The sequence below is a fragment of the Rathayibacter sp. AY1C2 genome (assembly GCF_002931195.1).
In the GTDB taxonomy this organism is placed as follows: domain Bacteria; phylum Actinomycetota; class Actinomycetes; order Actinomycetales; family Microbacteriaceae; genus Rathayibacter.
On record NZ_PSWG01000002.1, the window covers coordinates 45,682 to 65,099 of the forward strand.

Below are 19,418 nucleotides of genomic sequence, written 5' to 3' on the forward strand. Positions count from 1 at the left end.
CTGCCTCCGTCACCGGAATCCGCGCGCCGCCGGACTCCGGGGGACGGGGCGTGCCGCATGCTGATCGTCGCCGCCGCCCTCGCTCTGCTGTTCCTGGTCGTCACCTTCCCGCGGCGCGCCGTCGGCCTCCGCGGCTACGCCGTCGGCCTCTCGATCTTCGTCCTCGGCATCGGCGCGAGCACCTCCGCTCCGGACGCCGTCCGCTACGCCTCGACGGGCGTCGCTGCGGTGTTCCTGATCCTGGCCTGGGCGTTCGGCGAGCGGACGCGGCCGAGGAAGCGCACGCGGCTCCTCCTGCTCGCCTGGTTCGTCTGGACGACCGGGGTGAGCCTCCTGATCTCCTCGAGCTCCCCGGCGACCGTCCTCGCCCTCATCGCGGTGCCGCTGCTGCTGTTCCCCGTCGTGTCCCGCCTCGGCGAGCAGGACCTGGTGCCGCTGCTGCGCTGGACGGCGCTCACCGTCCTCGTGCAGGTCGCCGTCGGCATCGCCGAGCTCACCGTCCTGCCCGAGCCGGTCTGGGGCTACCGCAACCTCACCACGGCGGGTCTTCCCGTCATCCGGTACAACCCGTTCCTCCCCGGCCTGATCCGGATCCAGGGCACGACCGGCCACCCGATCATCTTCTCGCTCATCGTGATGTTCGGCTTCTTCCTGATCCTCGCTCTCGGGTCGAAGCTGTCCCGAACGGTCCGGCTCGTCTCGCTCGCTGCTGCGGTCGCCGGCCTCGTCCTCTCGGGGACGCGCAGTGCGTTCGTCGCAGCGGCCATCGGCTTCGTCGTCTACCTCTTCTTCGCTCCCAACACCCGGACGCGGGTGAAGAACGTCCTGATCGTCATCGGGGCGGGAGTCGCGATCTTCCTCGGCGACTTCGGGCTCTCGGCCGTCGCGACTCAGGCGGCCACCTCGGACTCCTTCGGCCACCGCCTCGAAGGATGGGCGAGCGCGGATCAGCTCCTGCACCGCGGCTCTCCCACCGGAGCGATCGGCAGCGGCTTCTTCTCGGAGCTGAGCATCTTCGCGCAGGGCCTGCTGCAGCAGGACGGCTTCCTGGTCATCGACAACCACTTCATCTGGACGCTCGCGATCAGCGGTGGCATCGGGCTCGCCCTCATGGTGCTGGCGATGGGGGGCGCGTGGATCGGCTCCGACCGCCTCGGCCGGGCCCAGGTCGCCGTGATGCTCGCGATGGCCTTCTCCTTCGACCTGATGACGTGGGTCGTCTCAGTGAGCGTCTTCGTGATCTCGCTGACGCTGCCGCCGGACCTGATCGCGCTCGCCCGCCCGGCTCCGCCCCGCGAAGCGGAACCGCCTCCGACGCGGCGGGGGACGCCGAGTCCTCAGCGCGGAGGGGACCGCACCCGCGTGAGGACCTTCCCCCGCTCCTCGCGGTGACAGCACGCTCCCCCTTGCCCGACCAGACCGCACCAGACCAGCCGATCGGAGCTCACATGCCTGAGATCATCGACACCGAGACCTTCGTCATCGGCGATTCGACGAAGACGAACTCCCTGGGCCGTGCGCTGAGCATGGCGCTCACCGCGGCTGAGCTCGGACGCGTGCGGGTTCTCGCCTTCGAGGACGGGGAGCTCTGGGCCGGAGCGAGACAGTTCCCTGCGGAGGTCGTTCCTTTCGGTCGGAGGGATCTGGCGCGCATCGAGCGGGACGTCCGCGCGTCAGCGTCGGAGCGGAGGACCATCGTCTGGTTCTCGAAGGGGACGGACCCCCTGCCGCGTCTGGCTCGGCGCCTCTCCCGCATCCCGAACACAGTCGTGGTCGCGGATTTCGACGACGACGACGTCTCGATCATGGAGGCCTTCCGATCCGAGTCCCTCCTCAACCGGGCGAAGGCGAATCCGCTGCGCCGGAAGGCTCCGTCCCGGCTCCGCCGGAGCCAGGCCAGGATCGCGCGCGACGCCGGCCTCGTCACCTTCTCGAGCGCGGGACTCCGCGGAGTGTACGCCGAGCGCTTCGATCTCGGTGACGCGTCCGCGGTCATCCCCCACACCCGGGTGTCGACGACGCGTGATCGGCCGCGCGGGCCCTCCACCGACGGCCGTCTGACTCTGGGCTTCATCGGGACCGTCCGCAGCTACAAGGGCGCGGACACTCTGAACGCCCTGCTGCGGGCCGATCCGGACGTCGGCATCGTCACCTTCGCCCAGTCATGGACGCCGCCCTCCGATGTGGCGGCGCAGTGGGTCATGCGGCCTCCAACGACACCGCTGTCCGAGATCTACGCGGACGTGGACGTGCTCGTCCTCCCCATGGACATCCGCAGCCCGGCAGCGCTCTACCAGCTCCCCGCGAAGCTCGTGGACGCGGCCGTGTTCGGGACTGCCGTGGCGGCGACGCCGACCCCGCCGATCGAGGAGTTCGCGGCCGGAGCCTTCCTGCCGGTCACCGACTGGTCGGATCCCGTCGGCGTCCTCGCAGCGATCAGAACCGCCGACAAGGAGCAGCTGGGAGCAGCGCTCCAGGCGAGGTTCACCACTCTTCTCTCCCCCGAAGCAACAGCCGACACTCTCGACACCGCTGTCCAGAAGGCACTGATCAGAAAGAGCACCCACCGTGCATGAACGACCGGCAGCCGTCCAGGTCCCCCTTCTCTCCGTGAAGGTCACTCCGATGACCGCTGCGGGAGTCGCCGACCTCGTGTCGAGCGAGCCCTCCGGGCCGACGCTGATCCTCAACCACAATCTGCACAGCAGCTACCTCCACCTCAAGCACGCCTGGTTCCGCAGGTTCTACGAGCGCAGCGACATCGCGGTGATCGACGGGTGGCCCGTCCTGGCCCTGGCCTCCCTGAAGCGCCGGGTCACGACCGAGGAGCGCATCGGGTCGACCGATTGGATCCACGCGCTCTGGTCCGACACGCGCTCGCCCGGCCGCCGGGTCTTCATCCTCGGCGGCACCGAGGAGATCAACGCCGCGGCCGTCAGCGCCTGGAGCAGGGCGCGTGCCGTCGACGACGTCGCCGGGATGTCCGGGTACTTCGCACGGGAGGACGAGGAGTCGGTGGTCGACGCGATCCGCAGCCACGCGCCGACCCTCCTCATCGTCGGCCTCGGGATGCCGAAGCAGGAGCGATTCCTGGACGAGCACTGGGACGACCTCCCCGACGCGTACATCGCCACCGTGGGCGGGGCCGTCGACTACATCGCAGGCGCTGTCGAGCTGAGTCCGCGCTGGCTCGGCTCGGTCGGCCTGGAGTGGGCGTGGAGGTTCCTGCACGATCCGCGGCGCCTCTGCACCCGGTACTTCGTGGAGCCGTTCGCGCTGGCCGGACTGATCCTCCGCAACACGCTCCGCGGAGCGGGGACCCGATGAGCCTCACCACCCGCGACGTGACCACCGTCGTCCCGACCCTCGGCAGGCCTGCGCTCGCCCGCGCTCTGCAGTCGGTGCGCGGACAGACGGGCGCTGGAGGCCGGACGGTCGTCGTCCTCGACGACCCCTCCCGCGAGAACCACGTACGGAGTCTTCTCGAGGACGAGGTCCTCCTGGTGACGGCGGGCAGAACCGGCGGGGCGAACGCCCGCAGCACCGGAGCCCGAGCGGCCGAGACCTCGCACGTCGCGTTCCTCGACGACGACGACTGGTGGGAGCCGGAGAAGCTCGCTCGCCAGGTGAAGGCGCTCTCCGAGTCCTCGGCCGATCTCTGCTACACCGCCACCTACTTCCACGAGTCGGGCGACGGCGTGCGCCGACTGCCGACGCGCGAGCTCGCGGCGGGTCAGTCCGTCGCGTCCTATCTCGTCGCCCGTCCGAGCCTCAAGCACGGCACGGGGTACATCCAGACGAGCTCCCTGCTCGCGAGCAGGCGCCTCCTGGACGAGCACCCGTGGGACCCCTCGATGAAGAAGCACCAGGACTGGGACCTCGTCGCGCGGTGGGCTGCGGCCGACGCGCGGATGACCTACGTCCCCCTCGCTCTCGTGCACGTCCAGCAGGGTTCCGCCGCCTCGATCTCGAAGACGGCGGACTGGCGCGCGAGTGCCGCCTGGCTCGCCCGCCACGGCGACGCCCTGGACTCCCGCGCCTACGGAGACTTCGTCGCCACGCAGATGCTGCGGGGCGCCCTCAGCGCCCGCGATCCGCGCGGAGTCGCCGCCTCGGTCGCGGAGCTGTCCCGCCGCCGACCCCACGTCGCCGCGATGATCGTGGGTCTCCACGGTCTCGTGGAGAAGTAGATGCGGGGAGCCGCTCCGAACGGTCCGCGGCGCTCGAAGCCGATCCTTCGCCTCCTCGGTTTCGTCCTGATCCCTCTGATCAGCGCCCTGAGCCCGCTGATCGTCATCCCCTCCATCACCAGCTCCTTCGGAGCGACGGCGTGGGCGTCCGTCGCCGTCGCCCAGTCCATCGGGTCCGCCGCAGCGGTCGTCGTCGAACTCGGCTGGGGCCTGAACGGCCCCCAGCGGATCGCCCGGATGGGGCGGCGGGCTCGATCGCAGACCTATGCTCTGGCCACGGCGACGAAAGTCCTCGTCTTCCTGCCGCTGGTCGTCCCCGTAGTGATCGTCACCGGCCTGCTCGCGCCGGCGGATCCGGTCGCGGCCGCGTGGATCGCCGTCGCAATCGCACTGAGCACGCTGTCGCCGGCGTGGTTCTTCATCGGCGCAGGCCAGCCGCGGAACATCCTGCTTTTCGACGCTCTGCCCAGACTGGCCGCCAACGGGCTCACCGTGCTCCTGATCAGTGCCGCGGGAGCGCCGCTGGCGGTCTACCCGCTGCTACTCGCCGTCGGTACGATCGTGCCTCCGGTCCTCGGCTGGTCCGCTGCAGGGAGCCGACTCGGGTTCCTGCGCTCTCTGGGCCCGCGCCGGATCCTCCGTGCTGTCCGCGCGCAGAACGTCGCCCTCCAGGGACGACTGGCCAGCGCGGCCTACATCGCCCTGCCGGTGGCGATCGTCGGAGCGGCCTCGCCGGGAGCTCTCGTCGTCTTCTCCGCCGCGGAGCGGCTCCAGCGCCTGGTGCTGGCGCTGCTCGCCGCCTTTCCCAACGCGCTGCAGGCATGGGTCGGGGCGCCCGGATCCGATGCCGACCGCTTCCGCCGCATCGCGCGCGCCGTCGGCGCCAACGCCGTCCTCGGGCTCGTCGCCGGAACCGGCTTCGCCTTCTTCGGGGGCTTCGCGGCTCAGATCCTGTTCAGCGGGGAGATCACCCTCCCGCTCCCCATCACCGCTCTCTGCGGAGGGGTCATCGCCATCACCTGCGTGTCGCGGGCTACCGGCGGTCTCGGCCTGGTCGCTCTCCGTCGCCTGAAGGCGCTGCGCAACAGCGCGCTCGTCGGAGCGGCGACGGGGCCGGTGCTCATCTGGCTGCTGTCCCGGACCTTCGGCGCGCCCGGAGGTCTGGCCGCCGAGGTCGTCACCGAGCTCACCGTCCTCATCGTCCAGATCGTCTTCCTGCTCCGCGCTCGGAAGCGCTGAGCCCGTACCCGGAGCGGACGACCCGCGTCTCCTCCTACCCTTTCGAGGGTCACCGGCCTCGAGGCTTCGTCAGTCCGGCCCGATCGCTCCTCACCGTGGATACCGTCGCAAGCGCACCGCATCGGCAATCCCGGGAGGACGCGCCATCATGCTCGACGCCCCTGAAGCGACTCCCCTGCACGACCGCTCTCACCGACGGCCGGACCGGTCCTCCTCCTCGCGCCGGCGGTTCCTCCGCTTCGGCAAGGCGTTCGCGGTGTCCTCGGTCATCGCTCTGCTGGCCGTTCTCGGCGCGGTGTCACCGGCCGGCAGCGCAGCCGCAGCGGGCACGGGCCCCACGGCCGCCGACGTCACGACGGCGCACCCGAGGCTCGAGCTCGACCAGCAGTCGGTCGTCGATCTGCGAGCGTCGGTGTCGTCCGATCCCGCCGTCACCGCCGTATGGAACCGCGTCCGCGCGGAGGCCGACCGGATGCTCACTGAACCGGTTCTGAAGCGGAGCTCTCCGGACGGCATCCGCATCCTGGAGACGTCGCAGACCCTCGTCCAGCGCGCCCGGACTCTGGGCATCAGCTATTTGGTGACCGGGTCCCCCGCCTACGCGGACCGGCTCTGGCTCGATCTCGACGCGGCATCGAAGTTCGCCGATTGGAATCCGGATCACTTCCTCGACACCGCCGAGATGACGCAGGGGATGGCCATCGGCTACGACTGGCTCTACGCCCGCTGGACACCCTCCCAGCGGAGCACACTGAGCTCCGCCATCCAACGGCTCGGCCTCCAGCCGTCCGTGCCCGTCTACTCCGCGCCGGCGAACACCTCCGGCCCCTATGCGCACGGCGGCAATTGGGCCGTCGTCACCAACAACTGGAACATCGTGGCGAACGGAGGGATGATCGCCGGTGCAGTCGCGACGGCGCAGGACAATGCGGGCCTCTCCGATCGGATCCTCGGCTACGCGACCCCCAGTCTCCGCCGGGGCCTCGCGCAGTTCGGGCCCGACGGCGGGTACGCCGAGGGGCCGACGTACTGGGAGTACGCGACGCGGTATCTCGCCTCTGCGTTGAGCACACTCGATGTCGCAACCGGGACGGACTGGGGCCTGGCAGCCTCGCCCGGCGTCAGCACGACGGGCTACTTCCCCGTGCAGATGCTCGGGGCGTCGAAGGAGATGTACGACTTCGGCGACAGCGACTCGACGCAGCTCAACCCGCCGTCGCAGCTGTACCTGGCGAAGAAGTTCGACAACGCCGACTTCCTCTCCGTCGGCGGCAAGCAGACCGGCAGCGATGCGCAGCGGCTCATCTGGTACCAAGCCGCCACGACCGCCGCGGCCGGCCCCGGGGCGTCGAGGGACTCCTTCTCCGCAGCCGCCGGCGTGAGCACGATGAGATCGTCCTGGGACGCGGACGGCACCTCCGTCGGCTTCCGCTCGGCCAGCAGCCCCACGAGCGGGCACCAGCACCAGGACTCCGGCTCCTTCATCCTCGACGCTCTGGGCGAGAGGTGGTCCTCCGACCTCGGACGGGACGACTACAGCCTCGCCGGCTACTTCGAGGGCGAGTCCCGGTGGACCTACTACCGGAACAGGCAGGAGGCGCACAGCACCCTCCTCGTCGACCCCTTCAGAAGCTCGACCGCCTACGCGACCGGGCGGTCGACGATGGTCCGCTCGGACGCCAACGCCTCCTCGTCGCTGGCGGTCAGCGACCTGTCCGCCCTTCTCCCGGGCGGCACCACCTGGCAGCGGGGCGTGAAGCTCTTCGACGGACGCGACCAGTTCCTCGTTCAGGACGAGGTCGAGCGGTACGGCCCCGTCGAGGCGCTCTGGTCCATGAACACCGAGGCCCTCATCGACGTCTCGGACGACGGCCGCAGCGCCACCCTCTACCGCGACGGCCAACGGATGCTGGCCCGCATCGTCACCGACGACTCCTTCCGGTTCTCCGTCATGGACGCCGCTCCCCTGGCCACCTCACCGCGACCGGCCGGTCAGAGCTCGAACCTCGCCGACAGAAAGCTGACCATCGCGGCCTCCGGGACCGACAGCGTCCAGATCGCCGTGCAGTTCTCCCCGCTCCACGGCGACGCCCCCGTGGCAGCGGCAGCCCCGGTCGTCGGCCTGTCATCGTGGTCACTGGATGCGGTCGGGACGAGCCGGGCCACCGGCGTGACGGTGGGCGGCACCCCCCTCCCGTCCTTCGCGGGCGACGACGTCGCCTACACAGCAGCAGTCGACCCGACCGGCCCGGTGCCCGTGGTCGCCGCGCAGGCCGCGGCCGGATCGGTCGTCACCTCGACCTCGCCCGCCGCCGTTCCCGGCTGGGCCTCGACCACCATCACAGAGCCCGGCAGGACTCCGACCACCTACCGCGTCCTCCTCACACCGGGGCCGATCCGGATCGAGAGCGCGGTCGCCTCCCGGACGACGGCGGGGTCACCGGAGGTGACTTTCGACGGGACCGAGGGAACGTACTGGTCCACGTGGGGCGACAACTCGATCACGTGGCAGCTCGCGCGCGCCACGGCGGTCGAGCGCCTCGATCTCTCCTGGGTCGCCAACTCCAGTCGACTGTCGAAGTTCGATCTCCTCAGCTCCCCCGACGGCCGGACGTGGACCGCTCGTACCTCCGGGTCCTACCTCGGGACCGGCGGATGGGCCTCCGTCGCTGCGGCGATGCCCTCCGATTCCCGGTTCGTCCGCCTGGTCGGTCACGGGGACGGCACGAAGGACGTCTGGACGGCGCTGCGGGAGGTCAGGATCTACAGTTTCACCGAGGACGCGCACGTGCACGTGCCGGACAAGAGCCTCTCGTTCGCGACGGCCGCGATCTCCGCGTCCGAGGTGCAGGCCGGCGCAACGGCCGCGGCCTCGGCGACGGGTACCGGGCCGGACGGGCGGACGCTCCCCGCGTCCTCGGTGAGGCTCACCTGGGGCTCCTCCGATCCCGCCGTCGCCTCGGTCGACCGGTCGGGTTCGGTCACCGGGCGCACCGCGGGGACCGCCATGATCGGCGTGCTCGTCGAATCGGGCGGCGTCATCCGCTCGGCGAGCGTTCCGGTGACGGTGGTCGACAGGACGAAGGTCCGTCTCTACCCGACCGCCGACTCCTACGTCCAGGGCGGAGCATCAGCGGGCACCAACTACGGCGCCATCACCGGAATGCTCGTCAAGACCAGCGCCTCCACCACCACCGACCAGAGCTACACCCGCGTCGGCTACCTCCGCTTCGACCTCAGCGCCCTCCAGGGCCGCACCGTCACCGGCGCCACCCTCACCACCACCGCCGCCATCACCGACAACGGATCCCCCGTCCTCCTCGACTTCCACGACACCCCCACCACCTGGACCGAGAAGGGACTCACCTTCACCAACCGCCCCGCCCTCGGCCCCATCCTCGGCAGCACCCTCGTCGACACCACCAAGACCACCCGCACCACCGACCTCACCGACGCCCTCGCCGCCAAAGCCGCAGCCTCCACCCCCACCCTCTCCCTCGGCATCGACCAAGCCCACCTCCCCCCGGGAACAGCAGGCAGCGTCGTCCGAATCGAGACCCGCGAATCCACCACCACCCCCTACCTCGACATCACCTTCGACGACTGAGATCGGACGGCTCGGGCGGCCAGGCCGGAGCTCCGCGACGCCTCAGCGCACCGCCACCGTCGCGCGGTCGCGGCCGGTGAGGTCGCGCTGCGTGGTCGCTCCGCGCCAGCCGTCGGCGGTGAGCAGGGCGCGGATCTCGGCGCCCTGCAGCTCGCCGTGCTCCATCACCAGCACTCCCCCGGAGCGGAGCAGGCGGAGGGCGGTCGCCGAGAGCGAGCGGACGACGTCCAGGCCGTCCTCGCCTCCGTAGAGAGCCGAGGGCGGGTCGAACAGGCGCACCTCCGGGTCGCGCGGGACGGCGGCGGCCGGGATGTAGGGCGGGTTGGAGACGACGACGGAGACGGTGCCGTCCAGCTCGGGAAGCGCCCGGGCGAGGTCGTCGAAGACGATGCGGGCGTTCTCGAGCCCGAGCCGCTCGCGGTTGCCGCGGGCCCAGATGAACGCCTCGGGAGCGTTCTCCACGCCGATCACTCGCGCGTGCGGCACCTCATGCGCGAGCGCGAGCGCCAGGGCTCCGCTGCCCGTGCCGAGGTCGACGGCGATCGGCTCCGGGTCGACGACCGCACGGAGCGCGTCGATCGCGATCTGCGCGACGCCCTCGGTCTCGGGTCGCGGGACGAACACGCCGGGTCCGACCGCGAGCTCGAGCGAGCGGAACGGCGCGATCCCGGTGATGTGCTGCAGCGGCTCGCGAGCCGACCGGCGCTCGATCGCGCTCGCGAACGCCGCGGCGTGCTCGTCGTCGACAGTCAGCCCCGTGATGAGGCGCGCCTGCAGCCGGCCGCGGCCGAGCCCGAGCAGGTGCCCGAGAAGCAGCTCCGCATCGACGTCCGGCGTGGGGACGCGGGCGGCGGCGAGGCGGGCGACCGCGTCCGCGAGGAGGGTGCGCGCGTCGACGCCGGTGGTCACGAGGGTCACGCCTCCTCGGAGCCGATGTCGGCCAGGCGGGCCTCCTCGTCGGCCTGGATGGCGCTCTCCACCACCGGGTCGAGCGCGCCGTTCATCACGCCGTCGAGGTTGTACGCCTTGTAGCCGGTGCGGTGGTCGGCGATGCGGTTCTCGGGGAAGTTGTAGGTCCGGATGCGCTCGGAGCGGTCCATCGTGCGGATCTGCGTCTTGCGCGCGTCCGAGGCCGCCGCGGCGATCTCCTCCTGCTGGCGGGCCAGGATGCGAGCGCGCAGCACGCGCATGCCCGCTTCACGGTTCTGCAGCTGGCTCTTCTCGTTCTGCATCGACACGACGATGCCGGTAGGGAGGTGGGTGATCCGCACGGCGGAGTCGGTCGTGTTGACGGACTGCCCGCCGGGACCGGAGGAGCGGTAGACGTCGATCTTCAGGTCGTTCTGATTGATCGCGACCTCCTCGGGCGCGTCCACCTCGGGGAACACGAGCACGCCCGTGGTCGAGGTGTGGATCCGCCCCTGCGACTCGGTCACGGGGACGCGCTGCACCCGGTGCACGCCGCCCTCGTACTTGAGGTGCGCCCACACGCCCTGCGAGGGATCGGTGGCGTTGCTCTTGATCGCGACCTGCACGTTCTTGTAGCCGCCGAGGTCGGACTCGTCGCGGTCGAGGATCTCCGTCTTCCAGCCCTTCGCCTCGGCGTAGTGCAGGTACATCCGGAGGAGGTCGGCCGCGAACAGCGCGCTCTCGGCTCCGCCCTCGCCGCCCTTGATCTCCATGATGACGTCGCGGCCGTCGTCGGGGTCGCGCGGGATGAGCAGGCGCCGCAGCTTCTCCTGCGCCACCCGCAGCGACTCCTCCAGCTCGGGGACCTCCTCCGCGAAGGCCTCGTCCTCGCGGGCGAGCTCGCGCGCGGCCTCGAGGTCCTCGCCGGCCTGGATCCAGGCGGAGTGGGCCGCCTTGATCTGGCTCAGCTCCGCGTAGCGCCGGTTGACCTTCTTCGCGCGGGCGGCATCGGCGTGGAGGGCCGGGTCGGAGAGCTGCGTCTGCAGGTCCTCGTGCTCGGCGAGGAGGACGCTGACGGATTCGAACATGGGGTCCTGGCTTCCGGAGGTGGTCGGGGTCGGGCTCATCGCCCGGGGACGCGAAAACGTCCGCGGCCGCCCCCCGTGACAGGGGCGACCGCGGACGTCGGGGCGCTAGTGGTGGCCGTTGCCGTGGCCTGCGGTGGCCGGGCCGACGGCCGACTTCGAGACCTGCATGAGGAACTCGACGTTGGACGAGGTCTCCTTCAGGCGCGACAGGATGATCTCCAGCGCCTGCTGCTGGTCGAGCCCGGCGAGGGCGCGGCGCAGCTTCCAGGTGATCTTGACCTCGTCGGCGCTGAGCAGCATCTCCTCGCGGCGCGTGCCGGAGGCGTTCACGTCGACGGCGGGGAAGATCCGCTTGTCGGCGAGGTGGCGGGAGAGGCGGAGCTCCATGTTGCCGGTGCCCTTGAACTCCTCGAAGATCACCTCGTCCATCTTCGAGCCGGTCTCGATGAGCGCCGTCGCGAGGATGGTGAGCGAGCCGCCGTTCTCGATGTTGCGCGCCGCGCCGAAGAACTTCTTCGGCGGGTACAGCGCCGAGGCGTCCACACCGCCCGAGAGCACGCGGCCCGAGGGAGGAGCGGTCACGTTGTAGGCGCGGCCGAGACGGGTGATGGAGTCGAGCAGCACGACCACGTCGTGGCCCAGCTCGACCAGGCGCTTGGCGCGCTCGATCGCGAGCTCGGCGACGGTCGTGTGGTCCTCGGCCGGGCGGTCGAAGGTGGAGGCGACGACCTCGCCGCGCACGGTGCGCTGCATGTCGGTGACCTCCTCCGGACGCTCGTCGACCAGGACGACCATCAGGTGGACCTCGGGGTTGTTCTGCACGATCGCGTTGGCGATCTGCTGCAGGACGATGGTCTTGCCGGCCTTGGGCGGCGCGACGATCAGGCCGCGCTGTCCCTTGCCGATCGGGGCGACCAGGTCGATGATCCGCTGGGTCAGCTTGCCGGGCTCGGTCTCGAGGCGCAGGCGCTCGGTCGGGTAGAGCGGCGTGAGCTTCTGGAACTCGACGCGCGCAGCGGCCTCCTCGACGGTCTGGCCGTTGATCGAGTCGACGCGGACGATCGCGTTGTACTTCTGGCGGCCGCCGCCCTCGCCCTCGCGGGGCTGGCGGATGGCGCCGACGACCGCGTCGCCCTTGCGCAGGTTGTACTTCTTGACCTGGCCGAGGGAGACGTAGACGTCGCTGACGCCGGGCAGGTACCCGGTGGTGCGCACGAAGGCGTAGTTGTCGAGGACGTCGAGGATGCCGGCGACCGGGATGAGGACGTCGTCCTCGCCGATCTCGGGCTCGAAGTCGTCGCCGATCGCTCCGCCGCGGCGCTTGCGGTCGCGGTAGCGGCTGCGGCGGCCGTCCTCGCCCTCGGCCTGCTGGCCGTTCTGGGGCTGTCCGGAGCCGTTCTGCTGAGGAGCCTGCTGGCCCTCGGACTGCGCGGCGCCGCGCGCGCCTTGGCCGTTCTGCGGCTGGGACTGCGCGGCGGGGCTCTGCTGAGCGTCGTTCTGGCGGTCGTCCCCGCGGTTGCGGTTCCGGTTGCGTCGGTTGCGGCCGCGGCCGGTGCCCTGCTGGTCGCCGTTCTGCTGCTGGTCTCCGCCCTGCTGCTCCTGCTGGTCGCCGGAGTCGGAGGAGTCGGCGTCGTTCTCGGCGGGCGCCTGCTCGGCCTGCTCGCTCTGCTCGGAGGCGCCCCCGCGGCTGCGGCGGCGTCCGCGGCGCTCGCGCTGGCCGCCCTCGCGGGAGGAGTCGTCCGACTCCGGCCCGTTGGGCAGCTCGATGTCGATGACGGGCTTCGCGGCCTGGTCGGCGTCGCGGTCCTGCTCGATGACGGGGAGGTCGGGGATCAGCGACTCGACGCCGGTCCCGCCGGGGATGTTGAGGTGCTCGCCGGCGGCGACGGTGCCGCTGGAGGCGCGGCGCGAGCTGCGTCGGCGGGGCGCGCGCTCGGCGGGCTCGGCGACCGGCTCGGCCGCCGCGGGGAGCTCGAGCTCGACGGGGGCCGACTCGGCGGCCGTCGCGGAGGGCTCGTCGACGGTGGGCGCGGCCTGCTCGAGGACGTCGGCCGTGTCGGCCTCGGTGCTCTCGACGGGCGTCGGCAGCTCCGCCGGCGCCTCGGGCTGCGGAGCGGACTGCTCGGCCACATCGGCCGGCTCGGCCTCGACGCCGGTGGCGTCGACGTCCGGGGCGACCGCTGCGTCGTCCGGAGCGACCGCGTCGGCGATCGCGGCGGGCGCGTCCTCGGCGGAGGCGGCGCGCAGGTCCGAGATGGCCTGGACCAGCTCGCCCTTGCGGAGCTTGGAGGCGCCGCCGAGGCCGAGCCGCGTCGCGAGAGCCTGGAGCTCGGCGACGCGCAGACCGGAGAGGTCGGCGGTGAGGTCCACGGTCGAGCCGTAGGTGTTGACGTCTGTCACTGGAGAGGGTTCCTTCCCCCCGGGAACGAGTGCTCACCGGGAGAGCTCATCGACCGTGCGGTGCCATCGCGTGTTCTGATCCACGCGATGCTCTCGGCCGCCGGGACCGACTGCCGCAGAGAGCGAGGAGAGGGCCCGGAGACCAGGCGCCGGTCTGCAAGAGGAGCAGGGGCGCCCTTCACACGATGTGATGGCCGTGGTTGTCGGGACGATCCGTCGGACAGATTCCGCTCGTTACGCGGTTCCTCGGGATGCGGTCCCCACTGTAGCACCCTTGAAGTCGACGGCCAGCATGTGCGCGCGCCACGGCGTGGGGGCCTCCCGCTCCACCAGATCCGCGGCGGCGAGGCGCTGCGCGGGGTCGCTGCAGAGCACCAGGACGCTCGGTCCGGCACCCGAGACGACGGCGGCGTAGCCGTTCGAGCGCAGCAGCGCGATCAGCGCTGAGGTCTCGGGCATGGCAGCCGCGCGGTAGTTCTGGTGCAGCTTGTCCTCGGTCGCCGCGAACAGCAGCTCCGGGCTCTGGATGAGGGCGGCGATCAGGAGCGAGGAGCGCGAGACGTTGAACACCGCGTCCTCGTGCGGCACGCTCTGCGGCTGCAGCGAGCGGGCCAGCCGCGTCGACATGGTGTGCTCGGGCACGAAGACGACCGGGGACACGCCGCGGTGGACCATGAGCTTCTTGGAGCGCGGGCGCAGCGGCGAGTCGTCGGCGCCGGAGGCGTGCGGCTCGACCCAGGCGATGGTGAGGCCGCCGAACAGTGCGGGCGCCACGTTGTCGGGGTGCCCCTCCATCTCGGTGGCGATGCGGAGGAGGTCGTCCGAGTCGAGCTCGACGACGCCCTCGAGCAGGCCCTTCGCGGCCATGATGCCGGAGACGATCGCGGCGCCGGACGAGCCCATCCCGCGGCCGTGCGGGATGATGTTGCGCGCGATCACCTCGATGCCGGGCATCTCCTGCCGCTGGTCGGCGAACGTGTACGCGATGGCCTGCACGACGAGGTTCGTCTCGTCGGTCGCCACCTCGCCCTCGCCGACCCCGTGCACGGTGACCCGCGCACCCGTGGCCGCGACGGCCGTCACGTCGAGCTCGTCGTAGAACGAGAGCGCCAGGCCGAGCGTGTCGAAGCCGGGGCCCAGGTTCGCCGAGGTGGCGGGGACCTTGACGTGGACGGTGCGGCCGACGGGAACCGCCGAGGTCATGCGCCGGCCAGCCCCAGCACGTCCGCGATCGCGGCGGTGTCGACCGGGACGACGGTCGGCGTGATGTCCGCGCCGTCGGCCGTGCGGAGCGCCCACTGCGGGTCCTTGAGCCCGTGGCCGGTGACCGTCAGGACGACGGTCGCGTCCTTCGGGATCGCTCCGGCCTCGGCGCGCTCGAGGAGCCCCGCGACGCTGATCGCCGACGCCGGCTCGACGAAGACGCCGACCTCGCCCGCGAGGATGCGGTACGCCTCGAGGATCTTCTCGTCGCTGATCGCGCCGAAGTAGCCGTCGCTGACGGTGCGCGCGTTGAGGGCGAGCTCCCACGAGGCCGGGTTGCCGATCCGGATCGCGCTGGCGATCGTCTCGGGGTGGCGGACCGGGGCGCCGTGCACGATCGGAGCGGAGCCCTCGGCCTGGAAGCCGAACATGCGCGGGAGGCGGGTCGACTCGCCGCGCTCCAGCTCCTCCGAGTAGCCGCGGAAGTAGGCGGTGTAGTTGCCCGCGTTGCCGACCGGGACGATGTGGAAGTCCGGAGCATCGCCCAGCACCTCGACGACCTCGAAGGCCGCGGTCTTCTGGCCGGCGATGCGGTCCGGGTTCACCGAGTTGACCAGGTGGACCGGGTAGTTCTTCGCGAGGTCGCGGGCGATGTCGAGGCAGTCGTCGAAGTTGCCCTGCACCTGCAGCAGCTGCGCGTTGTGCGCGATTGCCTGGCTGAGCTTGCCCAGGGCGATCTTGCCCTCCGGCACCAGGACGGCCGCGGTGATGCCGGCGTGCGTCGCGTAGGCGGCGGCCGACGCGGAGGTGTTGCCGGTCGAAGCGCAGATGACGGCCTTCGCGCCGTGCTCGACGGCCTTCGAGATCGCCATGGTCATGCCGCGGTCCTTGAAGGAGCCGGTCGGGTTCATGCCCTCGTACTTGACCCACACCTTCGCGCCCGTGCGTGCCGAGAGGGCCGCCGCGGGGATGAGCGGCGTGCCGCCCTCGCCGAGAGTGATGACCGGGGTCGCCTCGGTGACATCGAGGCGGTCCGCGTACTCGTGCAGGACTCCGCGCCACTGCTTGGCCATCTCAGGCTCCTTCAACTCGTAGAACGGACGTCACGGCGCCGACGAAACCATGCGAATGGAGGGCGGTGACGGTGGCCGCCAGATCGGATTCCGCCGCGGCGTGCGTGCCGATGACCAGGGTAGCGGTCGGCTCGCGCCCCTCCGCACCGCCCTGCTCCTCCAGCGGGTCGGCGCCGGGCGGGGTCTGCACCAGGGTCTCGACCGAGACGCCGTGATCGGCGAAGACGCCCGCGATCTGCGCGAGCACGCCGGGGCGGTCGAGCACCTCGAGGGTGACCTGGTACCGGGTCGTGACGTGGCCGATCGGGAGGACCGCGAGCCCGGAGCTCGCGCTGGTCACCAGGCCGGGGCCGCCGACGACGTGGCGGCGGGCGGCCGAGACGACGTCGCCGAGGACGGCGGAGGCCGTCTCGATCCCGCCGGCGCCGGCGCCGTAGAACATCAGGTCGCCGGCCGCCTCCGCCTCGACGAAGACCGCGTTGTTGGCCCCGTGCACGGCCGCGAGCGGGTGGGAGCGGTGCACGAGCGCGGGGTAGACCCGCGCGGACACGCCCTCCACGCCGGTCTTGGCGTCGGTCAGCCGCTCGCAGATCGCGAGCAGCTTGATCACGTAGCCGGAGTCGCGGGCCTGGTCGACCTGCGCCTTCGTGATGCCGGTGATGCCCTCGCGGTGCACCAGGGCGACCGGGACGTCGGTGTGGAACGCGAGGCGGGCGAGGATCGCCGCCTTCTGCGCCGCGTCGTAGCCCTCGATGTCGGCGGTCGGGTCGGACTCGGCGTAGCCGAGCTCGGTCGCGCGGGCGAGCGCGTCCTCGAGGCTCGCGTGCTCGGTGTCCATCCGGTCGAGGATGTAGTTGGTCGTGCCGTTGACGATGCCGAGGATGCGGTGGACCCGGTCGCCGGCGAGGCTGTCGCGCAGCGGCCGGATGATCGGGATCGCGCCGGCGACGGCCGCCTCGTAGTTGAGCTGGGCGCCCACCTGGTCGGCGGCCTCGAAGAGCTCGTTGCCGTGGGCGGCGAGCAGCGCCTTGTTGGCCGTGATCACGTCCGCGCCCGACGAGATCGCCGTGAGGATGTGGCTGCGGGCGGGCTCGAGCCCGCCGATCAGCTCGACCACGATGTCGGCGCCCAGGATCAGCGACTCGGCGTCGGTGGTCAGGAGGTGCTTCGGGATGTCGGCGGTGCGGGGCGCGTCCACGTCCCTGACGGCCACGCCCACGAGCTCCAGCGGCGCCCCCACGCGCTGGGCGAGCTCGTCGCCGTGGTCGAGCAGGAGGCGCGCCACCTGGGCACCGACGGACCCGGCACCCAGCAGGGCGACGCGGAGGCTGCGGTACTCGATCATCGGGAGGTGGCCTTTCGTTCGATGCCGGCGTCGCGGCGGAGGAGGTCCTCCTCGGTCTCGCCGCGCACGAGGACGCGCGAGCGCCCGTCGCGGACGGCGACCACCGGGGGGCGCCCGAGGTAGTTGTAGTTGCTGGCGAGCGACCAGCAGTAGGCGCCGGTCGCGGCGACGGCGAGCAGGTCGCCCGGCCGCACGTCCGCGGGCAGGAAGTCGTCGTGGACGACGATGTCGCCCGACTCGCAGTGCTTCCCGGCCACCCGCACGAGGGCGGGCTCGGCCGAGGAGGAGCGGTCGGCGATCCGCGCCGTGTAGTCGGCGCCGTAGAGCGCCGGACGGGCGTTGTCGCTCATGCCGCCGTCGACGCTGACGTAGCGGCGGACCGCGGTCGAGCTCTCGGAGCCGACCGTCACGTCCTTCACGGTGCCCACCTCGTAGAGGGTGACGCCGGCGGGCCCGATCAGCGAGCGGCCGGGCTCGATCGCGATGTGAGGCACCGGGATGCCGCGGGCGGCGCACTGCTCGGCGACCGCGTCGGCGACGGCGGCCGCTATCTCGGCGATCGGGGTCGGGTCGTCGGCGCTGGTGTACGCGATGCCGAAGCCGCCCCCGAGGTTGAGCTCCGGCACGGGGCCGTCCGCGAGCAGTGCCGCGTGGACGTCGAGCAGGCGCGACGCCGACTCCGCGAACCCGGCGGAGCCGAAGATCTGGGATCCGATGTGGCAGTGCAGCCCGAGGAACCGCAGGGAGGAGAAGGAGCGTACGCCGGCGACCGCGGCCGGGCAGTCGGCGAGTGCGAGGCCGAACTTCTGGTCCTCGTGCGCCGTGGCGAGGAACTCGTGGGTGTGCGCGTGCACTCCGCTGTTGACCCGGAGGCGCACCGCCTGCACGCGGCCGTGCCGCTCGGCCGCGGCTGCGACGCGCTCGATCTCGACGAGGCTGTCGAGCACGATCGTGCCCGCGCCCACCTCGACGGCCCTGTCGATCTCGCGGAGCGACTTGTTGTTGCCGTGGAGGCCGAAGCGCTCGGGCTCGATCCCTGCGGCGAGGGCCACTGCCATCTCGCCGCCGCTGGAGAGGTCGAGGTTCAGGCCCTCGTCGCGCATCCAGCGGGCGACCTCGGTCGAGAGGAACGCCTTGCCCGCGTAGTAGACCGTGACGCCGGTGCCGATGCGGCCGAGCTCGCGGGCGAAGACCTCGCGCATCTCGACGGCCCGGCGGCGGGCGTCGGCCTCGTCCACCACGTAGAGAGGAGTGCCGTGCTCGCGCACCAGCTCGGCGACGGGCACTCCGGCGATCCGGATCCCGCCGTCCTCGCCGCGCTCGGCGCTGTCCGGCCACACGCCGTCGGCCAGGGCGTTCGGGTCGGCGGGCGTGTGCAGCCACTCAGGCGCGAGCGGATGCCGGGGGGCGCGGGCGCGGGCGTCGACGGTGTCCACGGGTGAGACCTCACAGGAGAGAGTGGGAGCGTCACTGCGGGGCGAGCGGGTCCGGATTGACCCCTGAAGCCAGCGATGTCAGTGTTCGGCCCGCGGAAGACGCCGGCACAGGGCTCCGATCCTACCGGTCCGGGGCGGCGGCGCCGCGCGGGCTCAGGCGCAGGTGCCCGGTTCCTGCTCCGCGGGGTCGCTGAGGAACGTCGGAGAGAGCGCGAAGCTCGCGTTCAGCGACTCGTCGGCGACCTCGACCCCGGTCAGCGTCAGTCCGCGCGGCACCGAGTCCGCGATGCACACGGACGACGGAGCGAGCAGGTCGCCGGAGACGGCGCCGAAGCGGTCGCGGAAGTCGGTCGCCGAGAAGGTCGCACCGGCGGCGGAGATCTCGGCCGGGGTCAGCCGGATGGCGCCGTCCACGGCGGCGAGCTCCATCCCCACGCCCGCGCCGAGCCGGAGGCCCAGCACCTCGACGGAGGCGGTCACGCGCACGAGCGGAGCGTCCAGCGTCACCTCGTCGACAGGAACGGTGCTGCGCTCGGTGACGAGCCGCGAGACCGAGGCCGCGTCGATCGCGACCGTCGTGCTGCCGGACTCGACCGCTCCGACGCCGCTCACCGGCACCCCGATCAGGGTCGCGGCGACGTCGCCGTCGAGCTCGCCGAACGTCACGTCCGAGCTGCGCAGGTCGAGCCGGTCCAGCCGCCCCGAGACGAGCTGCGGGAGAACGGCCCAGCCGGCGACGTCGACGTCCACCGCCCGGTCCGCGGGCAGTGCGAGCGCCTCGCGGAGGCTCGCGGCGGCGCGGTCCGCGACGGCGCGGCGGGCGAGCGAGTCGCCCACCACCGCCGCGACCACGAGCAGCACCAGCACGACGACGACCACCACGGCCGCGCGTCCCCCGCGCCGCCGCCGCGGCGCCGCCCCCGACGCG

14 protein-coding genes are annotated in these 19,418 nt (G+C 71.8%); 6 read left to right on the forward strand and 8 right to left on the reverse strand.

Annotated features, from left to right (window positions below; all coding sequences use genetic code 11):
• The first annotated feature begins 57 nt into the window (after positions 1–57).
• The 6 genes from C5C55_RS01860 to C5C55_RS01885 all read left to right on the forward strand — a co-directional run bounded on the left by C5C55_RS01860 (position 58) and on the right by C5C55_RS01885 (position 9,036).
• Entirely contained in the window at positions 58–1,392 is a 1,335-nt protein-coding gene (locus tag C5C55_RS01860) for an O-antigen ligase (RefSeq protein ID WP_104232717.1), read from the forward strand.
• Positions 1,393–1,448: 56 nt separating this feature from the next.
• Positions 1,449–2,576, forward strand: coding sequence for a hypothetical protein (locus C5C55_RS01865; protein ID WP_104232718.1), 1,128 nt, complete (start codon positions 1,449–1,451; stop codon positions 2,574–2,576).
• Positions 2,569–3,327, forward strand: coding sequence for a WecB/TagA/CpsF family glycosyltransferase (locus tag C5C55_RS01870; RefSeq protein WP_146078400.1), 759 nt, complete (start codon positions 2,569–2,571; stop codon positions 3,325–3,327). Before C5C55_RS01865 ends, C5C55_RS01870 begins: the two co-directional genes overlap by 8 nt.
• A complete protein-coding gene (locus tag C5C55_RS01875; protein WP_104232720.1) occupies positions 3,324–4,190 on the forward strand; it encodes a glycosyltransferase family 2 protein in 867 nt (288 codons plus the stop codon). The genes C5C55_RS01870 and C5C55_RS01875 overlap by 4 nt, the downstream gene beginning before the upstream one ends.
• Positions 4,191–5,429 (forward strand): hypothetical protein, encoded by a 1,239-nt coding sequence (locus C5C55_RS01880; RefSeq protein WP_104232721.1) that lies wholly within the window; start codon positions 4,191–4,193, stop codon positions 5,427–5,429. It abuts the gene before it with no gap.
• A 148-nt stretch (positions 5,430–5,577) separates the two neighbouring features.
• The gene (locus C5C55_RS01885) at positions 5,578–9,036 is read left to right on the forward strand and encodes a DNRLRE domain-containing protein (protein WP_104232722.1); all 3,459 of its coding nucleotides are present in this window, start codon (positions 5,578–5,580) and stop codon (positions 9,034–9,036) included.
• A 42-nt stretch (positions 9,037–9,078) separates the two neighbouring features.
• On the opposite strand, the gene prmC is transcribed toward C5C55_RS01885, so the two are convergent.
• From prmC to C5C55_RS01925, 8 genes are all read right to left on the reverse strand, one after another.
• Complete coding sequence (gene prmC, locus C5C55_RS01890) at positions 9,079–9,954, reverse strand: peptide chain release factor N(5)-glutamine methyltransferase (RefSeq protein WP_104232723.1); 876 nt, start codon at positions 9,952–9,954, stop codon at positions 9,079–9,081.
• Positions 9,951–11,033: a peptide chain release factor 1 gene (gene prfA, locus C5C55_RS01895; protein ID WP_104232724.1), complete on the reverse strand. Its 1,083-nt coding sequence runs from the start codon at positions 11,031–11,033 to the stop codon at positions 9,951–9,953. The genes prmC and prfA overlap by 4 nt, the downstream gene beginning before the upstream one ends.
• Before the next feature lie 105 nt (positions 11,034–11,138).
• Positions 11,139–13,433 (reverse strand): transcription termination factor Rho, encoded by a 2,295-nt coding sequence (rho, locus tag C5C55_RS01900; protein WP_104232725.1) that lies wholly within the window; start codon positions 13,431–13,433, stop codon positions 11,139–11,141.
• A 234-nt stretch (positions 13,434–13,667) separates the two neighbouring features.
• Positions 13,668–14,636 carry a homoserine kinase gene (gene thrB, locus C5C55_RS01905; protein ID WP_104225562.1) on the reverse strand — a complete coding sequence of 323 codons (969 nt, stop codon included), beginning with the start codon at positions 14,634–14,636 and terminating at the stop codon, positions 13,668–13,670.
• Positions 14,633–15,709, reverse strand: a complete 1,077-nt coding sequence (thrC, locus tag C5C55_RS01910; RefSeq protein WP_104223003.1) for a threonine synthase — start codon at positions 15,707–15,709, stop codon at positions 14,633–14,635. Before thrC ends, thrB begins: the two co-directional genes overlap by 4 nt.
• Before the next feature lies 1 nt (position 15,710).
• On the reverse strand, positions 15,711–17,054 hold the full coding sequence (locus C5C55_RS01915; protein WP_104232726.1) for a homoserine dehydrogenase: 1,344 nt from the start codon (positions 17,052–17,054) through the stop codon (positions 15,711–15,713).
• The gene (lysA, locus tag C5C55_RS01920) at positions 17,051–18,490 is read right to left on the reverse strand and encodes a diaminopimelate decarboxylase (protein WP_104232727.1); all 1,440 of its coding nucleotides are present in this window, start codon (positions 18,488–18,490) and stop codon (positions 17,051–17,053) included. The genes C5C55_RS01915 and lysA overlap by 4 nt, the downstream gene beginning before the upstream one ends.
• A gap of 153 nt (positions 18,491–18,643) precedes the next feature.
• A complete protein-coding gene (locus C5C55_RS01925; RefSeq protein WP_181067731.1) occupies positions 18,644–19,372 on the reverse strand; it encodes an LmeA family phospholipid-binding protein in 729 nt (242 codons plus the stop codon).
• Positions 19,373–19,418: the final 46 nt, after the last annotated feature.

Excerpts from the sequence above, each read along its gene's own strand:
- C5C55_RS01885 (WP_104232722.1), top strand. The coding sequence starts at position 5,578 with ATGCTCGACGCCCCTGAAGCGACTCCCCTGCACGACCGCTCTCACCGA.
- C5C55_RS01880 (WP_104232721.1), top strand. The coding sequence starts at position 4,191 with ATGCGGGGAGCCGCTCCGAACGGTCCGCGGCGCTCGAAGCCGATCCTT.
- C5C55_RS01865 (WP_104232718.1), top strand. The coding sequence starts at position 1,449 with ATGCCTGAGATCATCGACACCGAGACCTTCGTCATCGGCGATTCGACG.
- prfA (WP_104232724.1), bottom strand. The coding sequence starts at position 11,033 with ATGTTCGAATCCGTCAGCGTCCTCCTCGCCGAGCACGAGGACCTGCAG.
- thrB (WP_104225562.1), bottom strand. The coding sequence starts at position 14,636 with ATGACCTCGGCGGTTCCCGTCGGCCGCACCGTCCACGTCAAGGTCCCC.
- thrC (WP_104223003.1), bottom strand. The coding sequence starts at position 15,709 with ATGGCCAAGCAGTGGCGCGGAGTCCTGCACGAGTACGCGGACCGCCTC.
- C5C55_RS01875 (WP_104232720.1), top strand. The coding sequence starts at position 3,324 with ATGAGCCTCACCACCCGCGACGTGACCACCGTCGTCCCGACCCTCGGC.
- C5C55_RS01860 (WP_104232717.1), top strand. The coding sequence starts at position 58 with ATGCTGATCGTCGCCGCCGCCCTCGCTCTGCTGTTCCTGGTCGTCACC.
- C5C55_RS01915 (WP_104232726.1), bottom strand. The coding sequence starts at position 17,054 with ATGATCGAGTACCGCAGCCTCCGCGTCGCCCTGCTGGGTGCCGGGTCC.